The organism is Arsenicicoccus cauae, assembly GCF_043162025.1.
Classification (GTDB): Bacteria; Actinomycetota; Actinomycetes; order Actinomycetales; family Dermatophilaceae; genus Arsenicicoccus; species Arsenicicoccus cauae.
This window is the reverse complement of sequence record NZ_CP171001.1, coordinates 2454104-2470574: the sequence shown is the minus strand read 5'-3', so window position 1 is coordinate 2470574 and position 16471 is coordinate 2454104. Positions and strand designations below refer to the sequence as shown.

Annotated in this window: 14 protein-coding genes; 10 read left to right on the top strand and 4 right to left on the bottom strand. The window is 72.2% G+C overall.

What is annotated here, in order from left to right:
• Window positions 1-55 precede the first annotated feature (55 nt).
• Window positions 56-1009: a heme o synthase gene (locus ACF3NS_RS11515; protein WP_392466171.1), complete on the bottom strand. Its 954-nt coding sequence runs from the start codon at window positions 1007-1009 to the stop codon at window positions 56-58.
• A 267-nt stretch (window positions 1010-1276) separates the two neighbouring features.
• Between ACF3NS_RS11515 and tkt the strand changes: the two genes are divergently transcribed.
• The 5 genes from tkt to pgl all read left to right on the top strand — a co-directional run bounded on the left by tkt (window position 1277) and on the right by pgl (window position 8329).
• Window positions 1277-3502 carry a transketolase gene (tkt, locus tag ACF3NS_RS11510; RefSeq protein WP_311966690.1) on the top strand — a complete coding sequence of 742 codons (2226 nt, stop codon included), beginning with the start codon at window positions 1277-1279 and terminating at the stop codon, window positions 3500-3502.
• A 4-nt stretch (window positions 3503-3506) separates the two neighbouring features.
• Window positions 3507-4613 carry a transaldolase gene (tal, locus tag ACF3NS_RS11505; RefSeq protein WP_154594178.1) on the top strand — a complete coding sequence of 369 codons (1107 nt, stop codon included), beginning with the start codon at window positions 3507-3509 and terminating at the stop codon, window positions 4611-4613.
• Between the two features lie 88 nt (window positions 4614-4701).
• Window positions 4702-6243, top strand: a complete 1542-nt coding sequence (zwf, locus tag ACF3NS_RS11500) for a glucose-6-phosphate dehydrogenase (protein ID WP_154594177.1) — start codon at window positions 4702-4704, stop codon at window positions 6241-6243.
• Window positions 6240-7556 carry a glucose-6-phosphate dehydrogenase assembly protein OpcA gene (locus ACF3NS_RS11495; RefSeq protein WP_392466170.1) on the top strand — a complete coding sequence of 439 codons (1317 nt, stop codon included), beginning with the start codon at window positions 6240-6242 and terminating at the stop codon, window positions 7554-7556. Before zwf ends, ACF3NS_RS11495 begins: the two co-directional genes overlap by 4 nt.
• The gene (gene pgl / locus ACF3NS_RS11490) at window positions 7553-8329 is read left to right on the top strand and encodes a 6-phosphogluconolactonase (protein ID WP_392466168.1); all 777 of its coding nucleotides are present in this window, start codon (window positions 7553-7555) and stop codon (window positions 8327-8329) included. The genes ACF3NS_RS11495 and pgl overlap by 4 nt, the downstream gene beginning before the upstream one ends.
• A 46-nt stretch (window positions 8330-8375) precedes the next feature.
• Here the strand turns inward: pgl and ACF3NS_RS11485 are convergent, their stop codons facing one another.
• From ACF3NS_RS11485 to hemE, 3 genes are all read right to left on the bottom strand, one after another.
• The gene (locus tag ACF3NS_RS11485) at window positions 8376-8726 is read right to left on the bottom strand and encodes an RNA polymerase-binding protein RbpA (protein ID WP_392466166.1); all 351 of its coding nucleotides are present in this window, start codon (window positions 8724-8726) and stop codon (window positions 8376-8378) included.
• Window positions 8727-8844: 118 nt separating this feature from the next.
• Entirely contained in the window at window positions 8845-9090 is a 246-nt protein-coding gene (gene secG / locus ACF3NS_RS11480; RefSeq protein ID WP_154594174.1) for a preprotein translocase subunit SecG, read from the bottom strand.
• A gap of 93 nt (window positions 9091-9183) precedes the next feature.
• Complete coding sequence (gene hemE, locus ACF3NS_RS11475) at window positions 9184-10245, bottom strand: uroporphyrinogen decarboxylase (protein WP_289032836.1); 1062 nt, start codon at window positions 10243-10245, stop codon at window positions 9184-9186.
• Window positions 10246-10324: 79 nt separating this feature from the next.
• Here hemE and ACF3NS_RS11470 point away from each other — a divergent pair, with 79 nt between their 5' ends.
• The 5 genes from ACF3NS_RS11470 to ACF3NS_RS11450 all read left to right on the top strand — a co-directional run bounded on the left by ACF3NS_RS11470 (window position 10325) and on the right by ACF3NS_RS11450 (window position 16447).
• Window positions 10325-10906, top strand: a complete 582-nt coding sequence (locus ACF3NS_RS11470; RefSeq protein ID WP_392466164.1) for a DUF3000 domain-containing protein — start codon at window positions 10325-10327, stop codon at window positions 10904-10906.
• 106 nt (window positions 10907-11012) lie between these two features.
• A complete protein-coding gene (locus ACF3NS_RS11465; RefSeq protein WP_288797453.1) occupies window positions 11013-11603 on the top strand; it encodes a response regulator transcription factor in 591 nt (196 codons plus the stop codon).
• A 55-nt stretch (window positions 11604-11658) separates the two neighbouring features.
• Window positions 11659-12909 (top strand): HRDC domain-containing protein, encoded by a 1251-nt coding sequence (locus ACF3NS_RS11460; RefSeq protein WP_392466162.1) that lies wholly within the window; start codon window positions 11659-11661, stop codon window positions 12907-12909.
• 146 nt (window positions 12910-13055) lie between these two features.
• Window positions 13056-14333: a thiolase family protein gene (locus tag ACF3NS_RS11455; RefSeq protein WP_392466160.1), complete on the top strand. Its 1278-nt coding sequence runs from the start codon at window positions 13056-13058 to the stop codon at window positions 14331-14333.
• Window positions 14330-16447 (top strand): 3-hydroxyacyl-CoA dehydrogenase NAD-binding domain-containing protein, encoded by a 2118-nt coding sequence (locus tag ACF3NS_RS11450; protein WP_392466158.1) that lies wholly within the window; start codon window positions 14330-14332, stop codon window positions 16445-16447. Before ACF3NS_RS11455 ends, ACF3NS_RS11450 begins: the two co-directional genes overlap by 4 nt.
• The last annotated feature ends 24 nt before the right edge of the window (window positions 16448-16471 follow it).

Here is a 16471-nt window from a genome sequence, read left to right as displayed (position 1 = left end):
GCGGGATCATCGACCTGGGGAACGATGCCCGGCTGATGCCCTTACCCCCGGTAGGTCAGAGGGGGAGGTGCACGAGGGGGTCGATCGCCACGGCCATGAACAGCAGCGTCACGTAGGTGATCGAGTAGTGGAACAGACGCATGGGCTTGAGCGAGGCCGTCGTGGCGTTGGCGGGGTCCTGGGCGCGACCCAGCAGCCTGTAGGCCTCGAGGAGGAAGAGCCCGCCCGAGAGGATCGCGGTGACCAGGTAGATCCAGCCCATGCCGGCCACCGGCACCAGCACCAGTGAGATCAGCGCGGTCGCCCAGGCGTACGCGACGATCTGGCGAGCGACCGAGGTGTCCTGCTTGAGCACGGGGAGCATGGGGATGCCCGCCGCGGCGTACTGGTCCTTGAACCGCATCGACAGCGGCCAGTAGTGCGGCGGCGTCCAGAAGAAGATCCACAGGAAGAGCACGACCGGCGTCCACGAGATCGACTCCGTGACGGCCGCCCACCCGATGAGGACCGGCATGCACCCGGCGACGCCGCCCCAGACGATGTTCTGCGAGGTCCGGCGCTTGAGCACGAGGGTGTAGAAGACGACGTAGAGCAGGATCGCGCTGACCGACAGGACGGCCGAGAGCCAGTTGACGAAGAACCCGAGCCACAACGTCGACACGACGGTGAGGACGATCCCGAAGCGCATCGCCGCCGATGGCGAGATCTCGCCCGTCACGAGCGGGCGGTTCTGCGTGCGCGCCATGAGGCGGTCGATGTCCCGGTCGAGGTAGCAGTTGAGCGTGTTGGCCGCGCCGGCGGACAGCGAGCCGCCGACCAGGGTGCTGACCACCAGCCAGAAGTCCGGCAGACCGCGCTGCGCGAGGAACATGACGGGGAAGGTCGTGACGAGGAGCAGCTCGATGATGCGCGGCTTCGTCAGCGCCATGTAGTTCTTGACGGTGTAGCTGAAGCGCGACGACGGGGCACCGGTCCGATCAGGCGCGGTGCGCGGCTGCGAGGCTGTCACGGTGTCCTTCGGTCGTCGGGCGGGGTCCGGACCGGGCCGGTGGGTGGTCGAGCGGGCTCGCCATCGGCGGGGTTTGCGGACAGGCCTCCCGATCCTATCCCGTCCCGCGTGGGCCGGCGACGCCGTGCGACGCGGCACGCCGGTACTCGCGGTATGACCTCCCCCACGCCTCGCCCGGGATGGTGCCCGCGCCGGATCAAGGTCATGAGGGGTGGGTAGAAGTCGATAGGCTCGATGTGACTCCGACCACGAAGGAAGTGTGACCACGTGAGCATCACCCCCAAGGCCCACGGCCGACAGGTGTCCGACCCCGTCGCCGAGCAGGTCGGCTGGAGCGACGTGGACGTCCGCGCCGTCGACACCGTCCGCACCCTGGCGGCGGACGCCGTGCAGAAGACCGGCAACGGGCACCCCGGGACCGCGATCAGCCTCGCCCCCGCGGCGTACCTGCTCTACCAGAAGGTCATGCGTCATGACCCCTCGGACCCGCACTGGTTGGGTCGCGACCGCTTCGTCCTGTCGGCGGGGCACTCGAGCCTGACGCAGTACATCCAGCTCTACTACTCCGGGCTCCTCGAGCTCGAGGACATCGAGGCGCTGCGCACGTGGGGGTCCAAGACCCCCGGCCACCCCGAGGTCCACCACACCGAGGGCGTCGACCTCACCACCGGCCCGCTGGGGTCGGGGGTCGCGACCGCGGTCGGTATGGCGATGGCGCAACGACGCCAGCGCGGGCTCTTCGACCCCGCGGCCGCCCCGGGCGAGAGCGTCTTCGACCACGACGTCTACTGCATCGCCGGCGACGGCTGCATGATGGAGGGCGTCGCCAGCGAGGCCAGCTCCCTCGCGGCCACCCAGCGGCTCGGCAACCTCACGCTGATCTACGACCAGAACCAGATCTCCATTGAGGACGACACCGACGTGTCCTTCTCCGAGGACGTAGCGGCACGCTACGAGGCCTACGGCTGGGACGTGCGCGTGGTCGAGTGGCGCACCAAGCACGGCGTGCGCGACGAGGACTACGTCGAGGACGTCGACGCCCTCTATGCCGCGATCGAGCAGGGCCGCACGGTCCTCGACAAGCCGACCTTCATCGTGCTGCGCACCGTGATCGCCTGGCCCGCCCCCACCAAGCAGGGCACCGGCAAGTCTCACGGCTCCGCGCTCGGCGACGACGAGATCAAGGGGATGAAGTCCTTGCTCGGGTTCGACCCCGACAAGACCTTCGACGTCTCCGACGAGGTCCTCGCCCACGTGCGCTCGGTGCGCGACCGTGGCGCCGAGCTGCGCAAGGGCTGGGACGAGCGCTACGAGGCGTGGCGCTCGGCCAACCCCGAGGGCGCCGCGCTCCTCGACCGCGTCCGGGCCCACGAGGTCCCCGACGGCTACGCCGAGGCCTTCCCGACCTTCGAGCCGGACGACAAGGGGCTGGCGACGCGCGCCGCGTCCGGCAAGGTGCTCACCGCCCTCGCCGACGTCCTCCCCGAGCTGTGGGGCGGCTCCGCCGACCTCGCCGAGTCCAACAACACGACGATGGGCGGGCAGCCCTCCTTCGTGCCGGAGGACCGCCAGACCTCCGAGTGGCAGGGCGGCCCCTACGGGCGCACCCTGCACTTCGGGGTCCGCGAGAACGCCATGGGCATGATCGTCAACGGCATCGCCCTCGAGGGGCTCACCCGGCCCTACGGCGGCACCTTCCTCGTGTTCTCGGACTACATGCGCCCGGCGGTGCGTCTGGCGGCGATCCAGGAGGCCGACTCGATCTTTGTGTGGACGCACGACTCCATCGGTCTCGGCGAGGACGGACCCACCCACCAGCCGATCGAGCACCTCGCCTCGCTGCGCGCGATCCCGGGCCTGGACGTCGTCCGTCCCGCCGACGCCAACGAGACCGCCCACGCGTGGCAGACGATCCTGACCCGCCACGGCAACCCGACGGGCATCGCCCTGTCGCGCCAGGCGCTGCCGATCCTCGACCCCGCCTCGACCTCGGTCGAGCAGGTGGCCAGGGGGGCCTACGTCCTGGTCGAGGCCAGCAAGCAGACACCCGACGTCATCGTGATGGCGACGGGCTCCGAGGTCTCGGTCGCCATGGCCGGCGCCGAGCTGCTCGAGGCCCAGGGCGTCGCCACGCGCGTCGTGTCGATGCCTTGCCAGGAGTGGTTCGCCCAGCAGGACGAGGCCTACCGCGAGCAGGTGCTGCCCAAGGCCGTCCGGGCCCGCGTCAGCATCGAGGCCGGCTCCACGATGGGCTGGCGCGACTACGTCGGCGACGCCGGCCGGATCATCGGGATCGACCACTTCGGCGCGTCGGCGGACGCCAAGACGCTGTTCAGCGAGTTCGGCTTCACGCCGGAGGCCGTCGTCGAGGCCGCCAAGGCGTCGGTCGCCGAGTCCGGCGACCCCACCCCCGGCGACACCGCACCCGGTTACGCCTCCAAGGACCCGGGCTTCGAGTCCTCCGCCCCGGCCGAGCGCCAGGAAGGCAAGTGATCGCATGACGAGCAAGAACCTCGAGGCCCTCGCGGCCGCAGGCGTCTCCATCTGGCTGGACGACCTGTCACGCGAGCGCATCTCCACCGGCAACCTCCAGGAGGTCGTCGACACCAAGGGCGTCGTGGGAGTCACCACGAACCCCTCGATCTTTGCGTCGGCCCTGGCCAAGGGTGAGAAGTACACCCCGCAGGTCACGGAGCTCAAGGCCGAGGGCGCCGATGTCGAGCGCGCGGTCTTTGCCCTCACCACCACGGACGTGCGGGACGCGTGCGACATCATGCGCCCGGTCTACGACCGGACCGACGGCGTCGACGGACGGGTCTCCATCGAGGTCGACCCCCGGCTGGCGCACGACACCGAGCGCACCGTGCAGGTGGCCAAGGAGCTGTCTGCCGCGGTCGACCGCCCCAACGTCATGATCAAGATCCCCGCCACGGTCGAGGGCCTGCCGGCCATCAGCCGGGTCCTGGCCGAGGGGATCTCGGTCAACGTGACGCTCATCTTCAGCCTCGACCGCTACCGCGCCGTGATGAACGCCTTCATGACCGGTGTCGAGCAGGCGCGCGAGGCGGGCAAGGACCTGTCGCAGATCCACTCGGTGGCGTCCTTCTTCGTGTCCCGCGTGGACACCGAGGTCGACAAGCGCCTCGACGAGGTCGGCACGGACGAGGCCACTGCCCTCAAGGGCAAGGCCGGCCTGGCCAACGCCCGCCTGGCCTACCAGGCCTGGCAGGAGCAGTTCGGCACGCCGCGCTGGGCCAACCTCGCGGACGACGGGGCGCACGTCCAGCGCCCGCTCTGGGCCTCCACCGGGGTCAAGGACCCGGCCTACCAGGACACGATGTATGTCGACGAGCTCGTCGCCCCGCAGACCGTCAACACCATGCCGGAGAAGACGCTCGACGCGGCGGCGGACCACGGCGAGATCACCGGCGACACCATCACCGGCACCTACGACGAGTCCGACGCGGTGATGGACGCCCTGGAGCGGCAAGGCATCTCGTACGTCGAGGTGGTCGAGCAGCTCGAGCGCGAGGGCGTCGAGAAGTTCGAGAAGTCCTGGACCGAGCTCCTCGAGACGGTCCAGGCAGAGCTCGACAAGCACTGACCGTGACGCGGCCCGCCGCCTCCACCCACGAGGCGGCGGGTCGGCCACGACATACGGCCGCACGCACCCAGCCGACGGGAGAGACCAGTTGAGCCCCACCCCAGTGACCGCCGACCACAACCCGCTCAGGGATGTCCGGGACAAGCGCCTGCCCAACATCGCCGGCCCCTGCGCCCTGGTGCTGTTCGGCGTGACCGGCGACCTGTCCCGCAAGAAGGTCATGCCGGCGATCTACGACCTCGCCAACCGCGGGCTGCTGCCCCCGGGCTTCTCGCTCATCGGCTTCGCGCGGCGGGACTGGGCCGACCAGGACTTCGGCCAGATCGTGCACGACGCCGTCAAGGAGCACGCGCGCACCCCCTTCCGCGAGTCCACGTGGAAGTCGCTCGCCGAGGGGATCCGGTTCGTGCCCGGCACCTTCGACGACGACGAGGCCTTCGACCTGCTCGCCGAGACGGTGCACCAGCTCGAGCGCGACCGCGGCACCGGCGGCAACACCGCGTTCTACCTGTCGATCCCGCCGGGCTTCTTCGGCCAGGTCTGCCAGCAGCTCGAGCGCAGCGGGCTCGCGACGGCCGAGCCCGGTCAGTGGCGCCGCGTCGTCATCGAGAAGCCCTTCGGGCACGACCTGGAGTCGGCGCGCGAGCTCAACGACATCGTCGAGGGCGTGTTCGCCCCCGACTCGGTCTTTCGCATCGACCACTATCTCGGCAAGGAGACCGTCCAGAACCTCCTGGCCCTGCGCTTCGCCAACGAGCTGTTCGAGCCGGTCTGGAACTCCCACCACATCGACCACGTGCAGATCACGATGGCCGAGGACATCGGCGTGGCCGGTCGGGCGAGCTACTACGACGGGATCGGCGCGGCCCGCGACGTCATCCAGAACCACCTGCTGCAGCTGCTCGCGCTGACGGCGATGGAGGAGCCCACCGCGTTCACGGCCCAGCACCTGCGGGCCGAGAAGGAGAAGGTCCTTGCGTCGGTGCGGCTGCCCGACGACCTCGCCGCCTCGACGGCCCGCGGGCAGTACGCCGAGGGCTGGCAGGGCAGCGAGAAGGTCGTGGGCTTCCTGGACGAGGAGGGCATGAAGCCCGGCTCGACGACCGAGACCTACGCGGCCATGAAGGTCGAGGTGGACACGCGCCGCTGGGCCGGTGTTCCCTTCTACCTGCGCACCGGCAAGCGGCTCGGCAAGCGGGTCACCGAGATCGCCGTGGTCTTCAAGAAGGCCCCCCACCTGCCGTTCGATGACACCGAGACCGAGGAGCTGGGGCAGAACGCCATCGTCATCCGCGTCCAGCCGGACGAGGGCATCACCCTCCGCTTCGGGTCCAAGGTGCCGGGCGCGCAGATGGAGGTCCGCGACGTCACGATGGACTTCACCTACGGCAACTCCTTCACGGAGAAGTCGCCGGAGGCCTACGAGCGGCTGATCCTGGACGTGCTGCTGGGGGCGCCGTCGATGTTCCCCCGCAACGAGGAGGTCGAGCTGTCGTGGCGCATCCTCGACCCGGTCGAGGAGTACTGGGCCGCGAACGGCCGCCCCGATCCGTACCCCAGCGGGACCTGGGGCCCGGCCAGCGCCGACGAGATGATGGCCCGTGACGGCCGCGAGTGGAGGATGCCGTGATCATCGACCTGCCCAAGACTTCGACCTCGGCCCTGACCAAGAAGCTTGTCCAGATCCGCAACGACAGCGGCGCCATGGCCCTCGGCCGGGTGCTCACGCTGATCATCGTGGTCGACGAGGATCGCGCCGAGGAGGCCATCGAGGCCGCCGTGGAGTCCTCGCACATGCACCCCTGTCGCGTGGTCGCGCTCGTCCACGGCAACCGCCGGGGGTCGAGCCGCGTCGACGGACAGATCCGGATCGGGGGCGACGCGGGCGCCTCCGAGGTGGTCGTGATGCGGCTGTACGGCGAGGTCAACGACCACGGCGCCGCGCTGGTGCTGCCGCTGCTGCTGCCGGACTCCCCCGTGGTCGGCTGGTGGCCGGGCGACGCGCCCGTCGACCTCGCGAGCGACCCCGTCGGCGCGATGTGCCAGCGGCGCATCAACGACTCCGCCGTCGCCAAGAACCCCCACGCCGAGCTGAAGAGGCGGGCCAAGAACTACGCGCCGGGCGACACGGACCTCGCGTGGTCCCGGATCACCTTGTGGCGCGCCCTGCTGGCGGCGGCCCTCGACCAGCAGCCCTACGAGCCGGTGACCAGCGCGGTCGTGGTCGGTGGCATCGACTCCTCGGCCACCGACCTGCTCGCGGGCTGGCTGGCCGGGGCGCTCGACGTGCCGGTCACTCGCGGCCGTAGCCCCCAGGGGTCGGGCCTGATCAGCGTCCGCCTCGATCGGCCCTCCGGGCCGCTGGACCTGGTCCGTCCCGAGGGGACCACCATCGCCACGCTCTCCCATCCCGAGCAGCCCGTCCGCCGGGTGGGGCTCACGCGGCGGTCCGACGCCGAGTGCCTGACCGACGAGCTGCGACGGCTCGACCCCGACGAGGTCTACGAGCTCGCCCTGGTCGAGGGGCTGCGACGCGTCACCGACCGGTCCTCGCTGGCCAGCGCCCTGGTCCGGGCCGGCAAGGCACCCTCGCCCGACGAGTCCCGGCTGATGGCGCGTCGTGCGGGCCAGCGGTCCCGCCAGACGTCCAGCGACATGGTGACCGTCGACACCGATCGCGACGAGGTGGTGGCCACGGACAAGGCACCGGATGGCGAGGTCGGGCGTCGCGCCGAGAGGCAGAAGCGTGTCGGCAGCCGGGTCTCCGACGGACCGACCGTCGGTCAGGGCGACCCGGGTGCGGACAGGGCGGCGACCGCGCAGCAGGGGGCCGAGAAGACCTCCACCAAGAAGGCGTCGACCAAGAAGTCCACCACCAAGAAGGCGTCGACCAAGAAGCAGACCGGCACGACGAAGTCGGCCGCCAAGAAGGCATCCTCATGAGCGCGCAGGTGATCGTCCACCGCGACAAGACGACCCTCGCGGCCGCCGTCGCCGCCCGCCTCGTCACCACCATCACGGACGTCCAGGCGGAGCACGGCGAGGCGCACGTCGTCCTCACCGGCGGGTCGATGGGCAACGCCCTCGTGGAGGCGCTCGTCGACTCCCCCGCCGCGCCCGCGGTCGCCTGGGAGCTCGTGCACCTGTGGTGGGGGGACGAGCGGTATGTCGAGCGCGAGTCCGCGGACCGCAACGCAACGCAGGCGCGCGAGGCGGGCCTGGGGCGGATGGCCGCCCTCGGGCTCGACCCTGCCAACGTCCACGAGCTGCCCGCCACCGACGACGCCGAGGGCGGCGACATCGCCGCCGCGGCGGAGCGCTATGCCGCCGAGCTGGCGCGGGTGGCCGCCGGGTCCGCGCGGCGGGGACCGGACGGCGTCGACGTGCCGGCCTTCGACGTCGTCATGCTGGGCGTCGGCCCGGACGCGCACGTCGCCAGCCTGTTTCCGGGCAAGGCGACGCTGGACGTGACCGACCGCACGGTCGTGCCCGAGACGGACTCCCCCAAGCCGCCGCCGGCGCGCCTGTCGCTGACCATGCCCGCGCTGTGCACCGCCGACGAGGTGTGGCTGCTGGTCGCGGGCGAGGACAAGGCCGAGGCCGTGGCGGCGGCCACCGGCGGCGCGGACGTGCACGAGGCCCCGGCCGCCGGTGTCCGCGGGCGGCGCCGCACGCTGTGGCTGGTCGACGAGGCGGCGGCCGGCGACCTGCCCTGACGTGACCGCGACGGGGCAGGTCGGGGGGGGACCCGTCGGGCGGTGCCTACTGGATCAGCCCGCGCTGCCGCAGGCCCGCGAGCGCCTCGTCCAGCAGGGCCTGGCCGTCGGCGTCGCTGCGTCGCTCCTTGACGTAGGCGAGGTGGGTCTTGTAAGGCTCCGTGCGCGGTGGTGCGGGCGGGTCGTCGGGATCGAGCCCCGCGGGGAGCCCGCACCGCTGGCAGTCCCACTCGGCGGGGAGGTCGGCCCCGGCCTCCTGCGAGAACGCCGGGCGGGTCTCGTGACCGCGGGCGCAGTAGTAGCTGATGGCCAGGCGCGGTGCGGACTCCCCGCGCTCCGCCTCTCCCATGGGGCCCGCTCCGATGCGGCTGCCCCTGATGGCGTTACCACCCGACATGGTTTCTCCTCGAGCTACCGGTCCCGACTGGTTGCAGGACCGGGGCGGGCCCAGGTGCCCGCAAGTGGGTGGGAGGGCGGCTCCCCCCTCGGGCCGCCTGCTCCGGTGAGCGGCTGCGTCAGCCGCTGAAACGCTGGATCAGCCCCAGCGCGACGACGCACGAGAACCACACGACGGCGACGGCGATCGTGAAGCGGTCGAGGTTGCGCTCGGCCACGCTGGACCCGCCGAGGGTGTTGGACACCCCACCCCCGAACATGTCGGACATGCCGCCGCCCTTGCCCTTGTGAAGCAGGATCAGCAGGGTCAGGAAGAGGCCGCCCAGGACGAGCAGCACCTCGAGGACGATCTTGACTACGGTCATGCGGCAACCATCTGTCGGGGCGGCCCGGTGGGGGGCCGTCGGGCGGGACGGGTCGTGAGCGGCGGCCGGTGGGGCCTGGCGCGAGCCCCCATGCTACCGGCCCAGCTCGTGGACCAGCTCGACGACGCGGGTGATGACGGTGGGATCCGTGCTGGGCAGCACACCGTGGCCGAGGTTGAAGATGTGACCCGGAGCCTGGCGTCCCTCGTCGACGATGCGGCGCACCTCGGCCTCGAGGGCCTCCCAGGGGGCGAAGAGCAGGGCCGGGTCGAGGTTGCCCTGAACGGCGTAGCCCGGCCCGAGCCGCTCCGAGGCGTCGAGGAGGTTGACGCGGTAGTCCACGCCCACGACGTCCGCCCCGGCTGCGCCCATGGCCGGGAGGAGCTCGCCGGTCCCCACGCCGAAGTGGATGCGTGGCACGTCCGTGGCCTCGGCCACCATGTGCAGCGCCGCGGCCGAGTGCTCCTGCACCTGGGCCTCGTAGGTGCGGCGCGGCAGCGCCCCCACCCAGGAGTCGAACAGCTGGATCGCGGAGGCTCCCGCCTCTGCCTGGACCCGCAGGAAGGTCCCGGAGATCTGCGCGAGGCGGGCGCACAGGTCGTGCCACAGCCGGGGGTCGGCGTGCATCAGCGCCTTGGTGCGCTCGTGGTTCTTGGACGGCCCGCCCTCGACGAGGTATGACGCCAGCGTGAACGGTGCACCGGCGAAGCCGATGAGCGGGGTCTCGCCGAGCGCCGTGACGGTCTGGCGGACCGCCTGGGTGACGTAGGGCACCATCTCGGGGTCGAGCTCCGGGACGCGGTCCAGGTCGGCGCGGCCGCGGAAGGGCTCGGCCATGACCGGACCGACGCCGGCGACGAGGTCCACGTCGACCCCGACCGCCGCCAGCGGCACGACGATGTCGCTGAAGAAGATCGCCGCGTCGACGTGGTGACGACGCACGGGCTGCAGGGTGATCTCGGTGGTGAGGTCGGGGTTGCGGCAGGCCTCGAACATCGTCGTGCCCTCGCGGACCGCGCGGTACTCGGGCAGGGAGCGGCCGGCCTGGCGCATGAACCACACCGGCGGGCGGGGCACGGGGCGGCGGCGGGCGGCGCGCACGAGGAGGCTCTCCCGGGCGGTCGGGGGGACCGGGCTGGCTGCAGGGGTGTCCACGCGGACGATCCTCGCACGGCGGACCGGTCGGTCGGCGCGCCGCCGCGTCCGCGGGCGGCCCCCCGCATAGCCTCGGGAGGTGCCCGACCGATCCCTGACGGACGAGAGCGCGCGCCGGTTCGACGCGGTGCTCACCCGGCTGCGCGATGCCCGCCGCCGCCCCGAGGTGCTGGTCGAGGAGGTGCCCGCGCCGGGGCGGCTTGCCCCGTACTCGTTCGCGCTGGCCGCCGACGTCGTGCCCGACCGGCGCACGGACGAGGAAGTGGCCTCGGGGCGGTTCGTGGTCCTGCACGACCCCTCCGCCCCCGACCAGTGGGAGGGGCAGTGGCGGGTCGTCACCTTCGCCAAGGCCCGGCTGGAGACGGAGCTGGCCGGTGATCCTGCCCTAGGTGCGGTCGGGTGGGCCTGGCTCGAGGACGCCCTCGCCGATGCCGGGGCCCGCGCGAGCGCCCTGGCCGGCACCGTCACCCACGTGGTGAGCGAGCGGTTCGGCGAGCTGGCGGAGGAGGCCACGACCGTGGAGATGGAGGTCCGGGCGTCCTGGACCCCGGTCGACGAGGACCTCGCCCCGCACCTCGAGGCCTGGACCCAGCTGCTGTGCACCCTCGGCGGCCTGCCCCCGCTGCCCGAGGGCGTCGCTCTCCTGACCTCCCGTCGGTGACCACGGGCAGTCACGAAAGTTCGGCCAATCTCACCCGTTCGGCACTAGTCCCGTTCTAGAATCTTCAACATCACCAGCGTCGTGCACGCAGACAGGGAGGGGCACCGTGAGCGTGATCACCAAGAACGCCCGGATGGCGCGCCCGCAGCCCATCAGCGCCATGGTCATCTCGGCGGGGCCGCACACGGGCGCCATGGTGCGCCGTGCCCTGGGGCGCATCACGGAGGGGCACATCATCGAGGCGCAGACGATCGAGCGCGCCCGGGTCGTGGCCCGCGAGGTCCCCGCCGGCGAGTTCTGCATCGCCGACCTGACCCTCCCCGACGGCTCCGGCATCCCGCTGCTGCACGAGATGCGGGCCCGTGGCTGGCGCCGCACGATCGTGCTCTCGGACTCCGAGGACCCGATCTACGTCCGCGGCGCCCTCAAGACCGGCGTCCGCGCCTACATCCGGACGGGCGGGCAGCCCCCGGCCGGGCCAGGCACCCGGGGAGCCGGCAACGAGCAGTTCTCGGCCCGCGAGGTCGAGGTCCTGCAGCTCGTGTCCCAGGGCAAGACCAACAAGGAGGTCGGCGCCTCCCTCGGCCTGTCGGCCCTCACGGTCAAGAGCCACCTGGCCCGCATCGCCCGCAAGCTCGGCACCGGTGACCGGGCCGCGATGACCTACACCGCGCTGCGCCGGGGCCTGATCACCTGACGACCGCCGGGACGTCGCCGTGGGACGGCCCGCGCGGCGGGTTAGGTTGGAGGGCGTGACGGACCTGACCTCGCCCGACGACCCGACGGCGGACGCCCCCGCGGACACCCCCGAGCCGCGCCTGGTGTCGGCGCCCGCCGAGGCCCTGCGCCCCGTGGTCGAGGACGAGCGTCGGCTGCGCGAGCTGGTCGCCTCCGTGGCCGACGGGCACGGCCCCATCGCCATCGACGCCGAGCGGGCGTCGGGCTTCCGCTACGGGCAGAAGGCCTACCTCGTGCAGCTGCGCCGGGCCGGGGCCGGCACCTGGCTCGTCGACCCCGTGATGTGCCCCGACCTGTCCGAGCTCCAGGACGTGGTCGGCGACGTCGAGTGGGTGCTGCACGCGGCCACCCAGGACCTGCCCTGCCTCGCCGACCTGGGGCTGCACCCCACCCGCCTGTTCGACACCGAGCTGGGGTCCCGGCTCGCGGGCCGGCCCCGCGTGGGGCTGGCGGCCGCCATGGAGCACTACCTCGGGATCACGCTCGCCAAGGAGCACAGCGCCCAGGACTGGTCCACCCGCCCCCTGCCCGAGCCGTGGCTCGTCTACGCCGCGCTCGACGTCGAGGTCCTCGTGGACCTGCGCGACGCCGTGGACGAGGACCTGCGCTCCCAGGGCAAGTCGGGCTGGGCCGCCGAGGAGTTCGAGGCGCTCACCCACTTCCGCGGCCCGGCGCCCAAGGTCGACCCGTGGCGCAAGACCTCCGGCCTGCACAAGGTGCGCACCCGGCGCGGGCTCGCCGTGGTCCGCGAGCTGTGGGAGACCCGCGACCGCCTGGCCCAGGATCGTGACTGCAGCCCCGGACGCGTGCTCGGCGACGCCGCGATCGTCGAGCTCGCCCTGCCCTCCGGCGCCGACGGCACCCGCCGGACCCCGCGCGCCGTGCAGCGCAACCCGCAGGTCTGGCTGGCCGCCGTGGACCGCGCGATGCTCCTGCCGGAGGACGAGCTCCCGGCATACCACCTCCCGAGCGACGGCCCACCTCCGCAACGTGCCTGGGCCGACAAGGACCCGGTCGCCGCCGCCCGGCTCGGCGCCGTCAAGGAGCTCGTGGCCGGTCTGAGCGCGAGCGTGGCCGTCCCCGCGGAGAACCTCCTGACCCCTGACACCCTGCGGCGGGTGGTCTGGGCCCCTCCGGTGGACGAGTCGGCCCAGGGCTTCCGCGAGATCCTCCTCGACCTGGGTGCCCGGCCGTGGCAGGCGGGGCTCGTGTCGCCCCTGCTGGCCGAGGCGGCGTCCGACCACCCCTATCCCCCGCGCGTCTAGGAGTCGCGCCGACGGCGGCACCCGCGGCCCACACGACGGGGACGTGGACGTGGGGCCGGTCACGTCGCGGCGCGCTGGTGCTGACATCGGGATTACCCGCAAGTAGCATCCGACGGGTACCCATCCCCTCGACCTGGGAGGCCACCGTGCCCCGCACCCTGCACGAGGTCGTCTTCGTGGACGGCGTCCGCACGCCGTTCGGCCGCGCCGGGGACAAGGGCATCTATGCCCAGACCCGCGCCGACGACCTGGTCATCGCCTGCATCCGTGAGCTCGTCCGCCGCAACCCGTCCCTGCCACCCGAGCGCATCGGGGAGGTCGCCGTCGCGGCCACCACCCAGATCGGCGACCAGGGCCTCACCCTCGGCCGGATGGCGGCGCTGCTGTCGGGTCTGCCCAGCACCGTCCCCGGCTACTCGATCGACCGCATGTGCGCCGGGGCCATGACGGCGGTCACCACGTCCGCCGGGTCCATCGCGATGGGCGCCGCCGACGTCGTGGTCGCCGGGGGCGTGGAGCACATGGGTCGCCACCCCATGGGCGAGGGCGTCGACCCCAACCCCCGGATCGTCTCCGAGCGGCTCGTCGACGAGTCCGCCCTGGTCATGGGCAAGACCGCCGAGAACCTCCACGACCGCTACCCGAGCCTCACCAAGGAGCGCTGCGACGCCTTCGCCGTGGGCTCCCAGCGCAAGCTGTCCGAGGCCTACGCCGCGGGCAAGGTGCAGCCCGACCTGGTCCCGGTCGCCGTCCGCTCCGTGGAGAAGGGCTGGGGACTCGCCACCGCCGACGAGCCGCCCCGCCCCGGCGTCACGATGGCGGACCTCGCCTCTCTCTCGACGCCGTTCCGTCCCCACGGCCGGGTCACCGCCGGCAACGCTGCCGGGCTCAACGACGGGGCCACCGCCTGCCTCCTCGCCTCCGAGGAGGCCGCGACCGAGCTGGGGCTGCCCGTCAAGATGCGGCTCGTCACCTACTCCTTCGTCGGCGTCGAGCCGGAGGTGATGGGCTACGGACCCGTCCCGGCCGCCGAGAAGGCCCTCGCGCAGGCAGGCCTGCGCATCGAGGACATCGGCCTGTTCGAGCTCAACGAGGCCTTCGCCGTGCAGGTGCTGGCCTTCCTCGAGCACTTCGGCATCGCCGACGACGACCCGCGCGTCAACCCCTGGGGCGGAGCGATCGCGACCGGCCACCCGCTCGCCTCGTCGGGCGTGCGCCTGATGACCCAGCTCGCCGCGCACTTCGCCGAGCACCCCGAGGTGCGCTACGGCATGACCGCCATGTGCATCGGCATCGGCATGGGTGGCGCCGTCGTCTGGGAGAACCCGCACCACGCCGACTACCGCTCGTCCACCAACACCAACACCGACACCGACACCGACACCGACCACCACCACCACCAGCAGCAGGAGCAGCAGCGATGACCCACACGGACCTGCTGGCGGCCTTCGACGACGAGGTCGTCACCCACGCGCTCGTGCGCGACGTCGAGCTGCCCGGTGGTGGCGGGACCCTGGCCCTGGTCACCCTCGACAACGGCCGCGACCACACCAAGCCCAGCACCTTCGGTCCCCGGGGCCTGCTGGAGCTGCGGGCAGCCCTGGAGCGGTGCCGCGAGCGGGCCACGGCCGGGGAGATCGTCGCGGTCGGGATCACCGGCAAGCCCTTCGTCTTCGCGGTGGGCGCCGACCTGACCGGTGTGCCCTCGGTGACCGACCGCGAGCAGGCCGTCGCCATGGGGCGGCTCGGCCACGAGACCTTCGCCCTGCTGCCCGAGCTCGGGGTGCCTAGCTTCGCCTTCGTCAACGGCGCCGCCATGGGCGGCGGTGTCGAGGTGGCGCTGGCGTGCGACTACCGCACCATCAGCGCCTCGGTGCCGGCGGTCGCGCTGCCCGAGGTCTTCCTCGGTCTCGTGCCGGGTTGGGGCGGGTGCTGGACGCTGCCCAACCTCATCGGCGTCGAGGGCGCCCTCAAGGTCGTCATCGACAACCCGCTCAGCAACAACATGACGCTCAGCGGTGCCGAGGCCGCCCGCCTCGGGCTGGCCGACCAGCTGCTCGAGCCGGCCGACTTCCTGGAGCGCTCGCTGGCCTGGGCGGGGCAGGTCGTCCGCGGCGAGGTCGCGGTCGAACGACCTGACGTGGATCGGGACGAGGCGGCCTGGGAGGGGGCGATCGCGGCGGCCCGACGCGCCGTGACCGCGCGCACCGGTGGCAGCTCGCGCTCGGCATACCGGGCCCTGGACCTGCTGTCCGCGGCCCGCACCGCGAGCCGCGAGGAGGGCTTCGCTGCCGAGGACGAGGCGCTCGGTGACCTGCTGATGAGCGACGAGCTGCGCGCTGGGCTGTACGCCTTCGACCTGGTCCAGCGCCGCGCCAGGAAGCCGGCCGGAGCCCCGGACACGAGCCTGGCCCGGCCCGTCACGAAGGTCGGGATCGTCGGTGCCGGCCTGATGGCCAGCCAGCTCGCGCTGCTCTTCGTCCGGCGGCTGGAGGTGCCGGTGATCATGACCGACCTCGACCAGGAGCGTGTCGACAAGGGCGTCGCCCATGTCCACGCCGAGATCGACAAGCTCGCCGCCAAGGGTCGACTCGACCAGGACCGGGTCAACCGCTACAAGGCGCTGATCAGCGGCGACACCACCAAGGCCGGCATGGCGGACGTGGAGCTCGTCATCGAGGCGGTCTTCGAGGAGATGTCGGTCAAGCAGCAGGTGTGGGCCGAGGTCGAGGCCGTCGTCTCCCCCGAGTGCGTCCTCGCCAGCAACACCTCGTCGCTGTCGATCACGGCGATGGCGTCCCGGCTGGAGCATCCCGAGCGGGTCGTCGGCCTCCACTTCTTCAACCCGGTCGCGGTCATGCCGCTGCTCGAGGTGATCACCGGCGAGCGCACCGACGACGCGACCCTGGCCACCGCCTTCGCCGTGGGCCGACAGCTCAAGAAGACGACGGTGCTGTGCGCGGACTCCCCGTCCTTCATCGTCAACCGGCTGCTCGGCCGGTTCATGTCCGACATGGCCCGGATCGTCGACGCGGGCACACCGATCGACGTGGCGGACCAGGGCTTCGCGGGGATCGCGCCCATGCCGCCGTTCGTCCTGATGGGCCTGGTCGGTCCGGCCATCGCCCTGCACAACAACGAGTCGCTCGCGGCGGCCTTCCCCGACCGGTTCTACGTCTCCCCCGCCCTGCGGCGCGTGGTCGAGGCCGGCAAGCGCGGCTACTACACCCAGGTCGAGGGCCGCACGGTGCTGGACCCCGAGGTCCTGGCCCTGCAGGAGTCGCCCACGGACCCGGTGGTCCTGACGCCGGAGCAGGTGCGCGAGCAGGTCCTCGCGGGGCTCGCCGAGGAGGCCCGGATCATGCTGGACGAGGGGGTCGTCAGCGCCCCCATGGACCTGGACCTCGCCATGATCACGGGCGCCGGGTTCCAGTTCTGGAACGGCGGGCTCACTCCCCTGCTCGACCGTACGGGCACCTCGGAGCGCGTCACCGGGCGTCGCTTCCTGCCGCCGGGGACGGCCGAGGCAACCCGCTGACCGAGTGACGGATCCGCCGGTCCG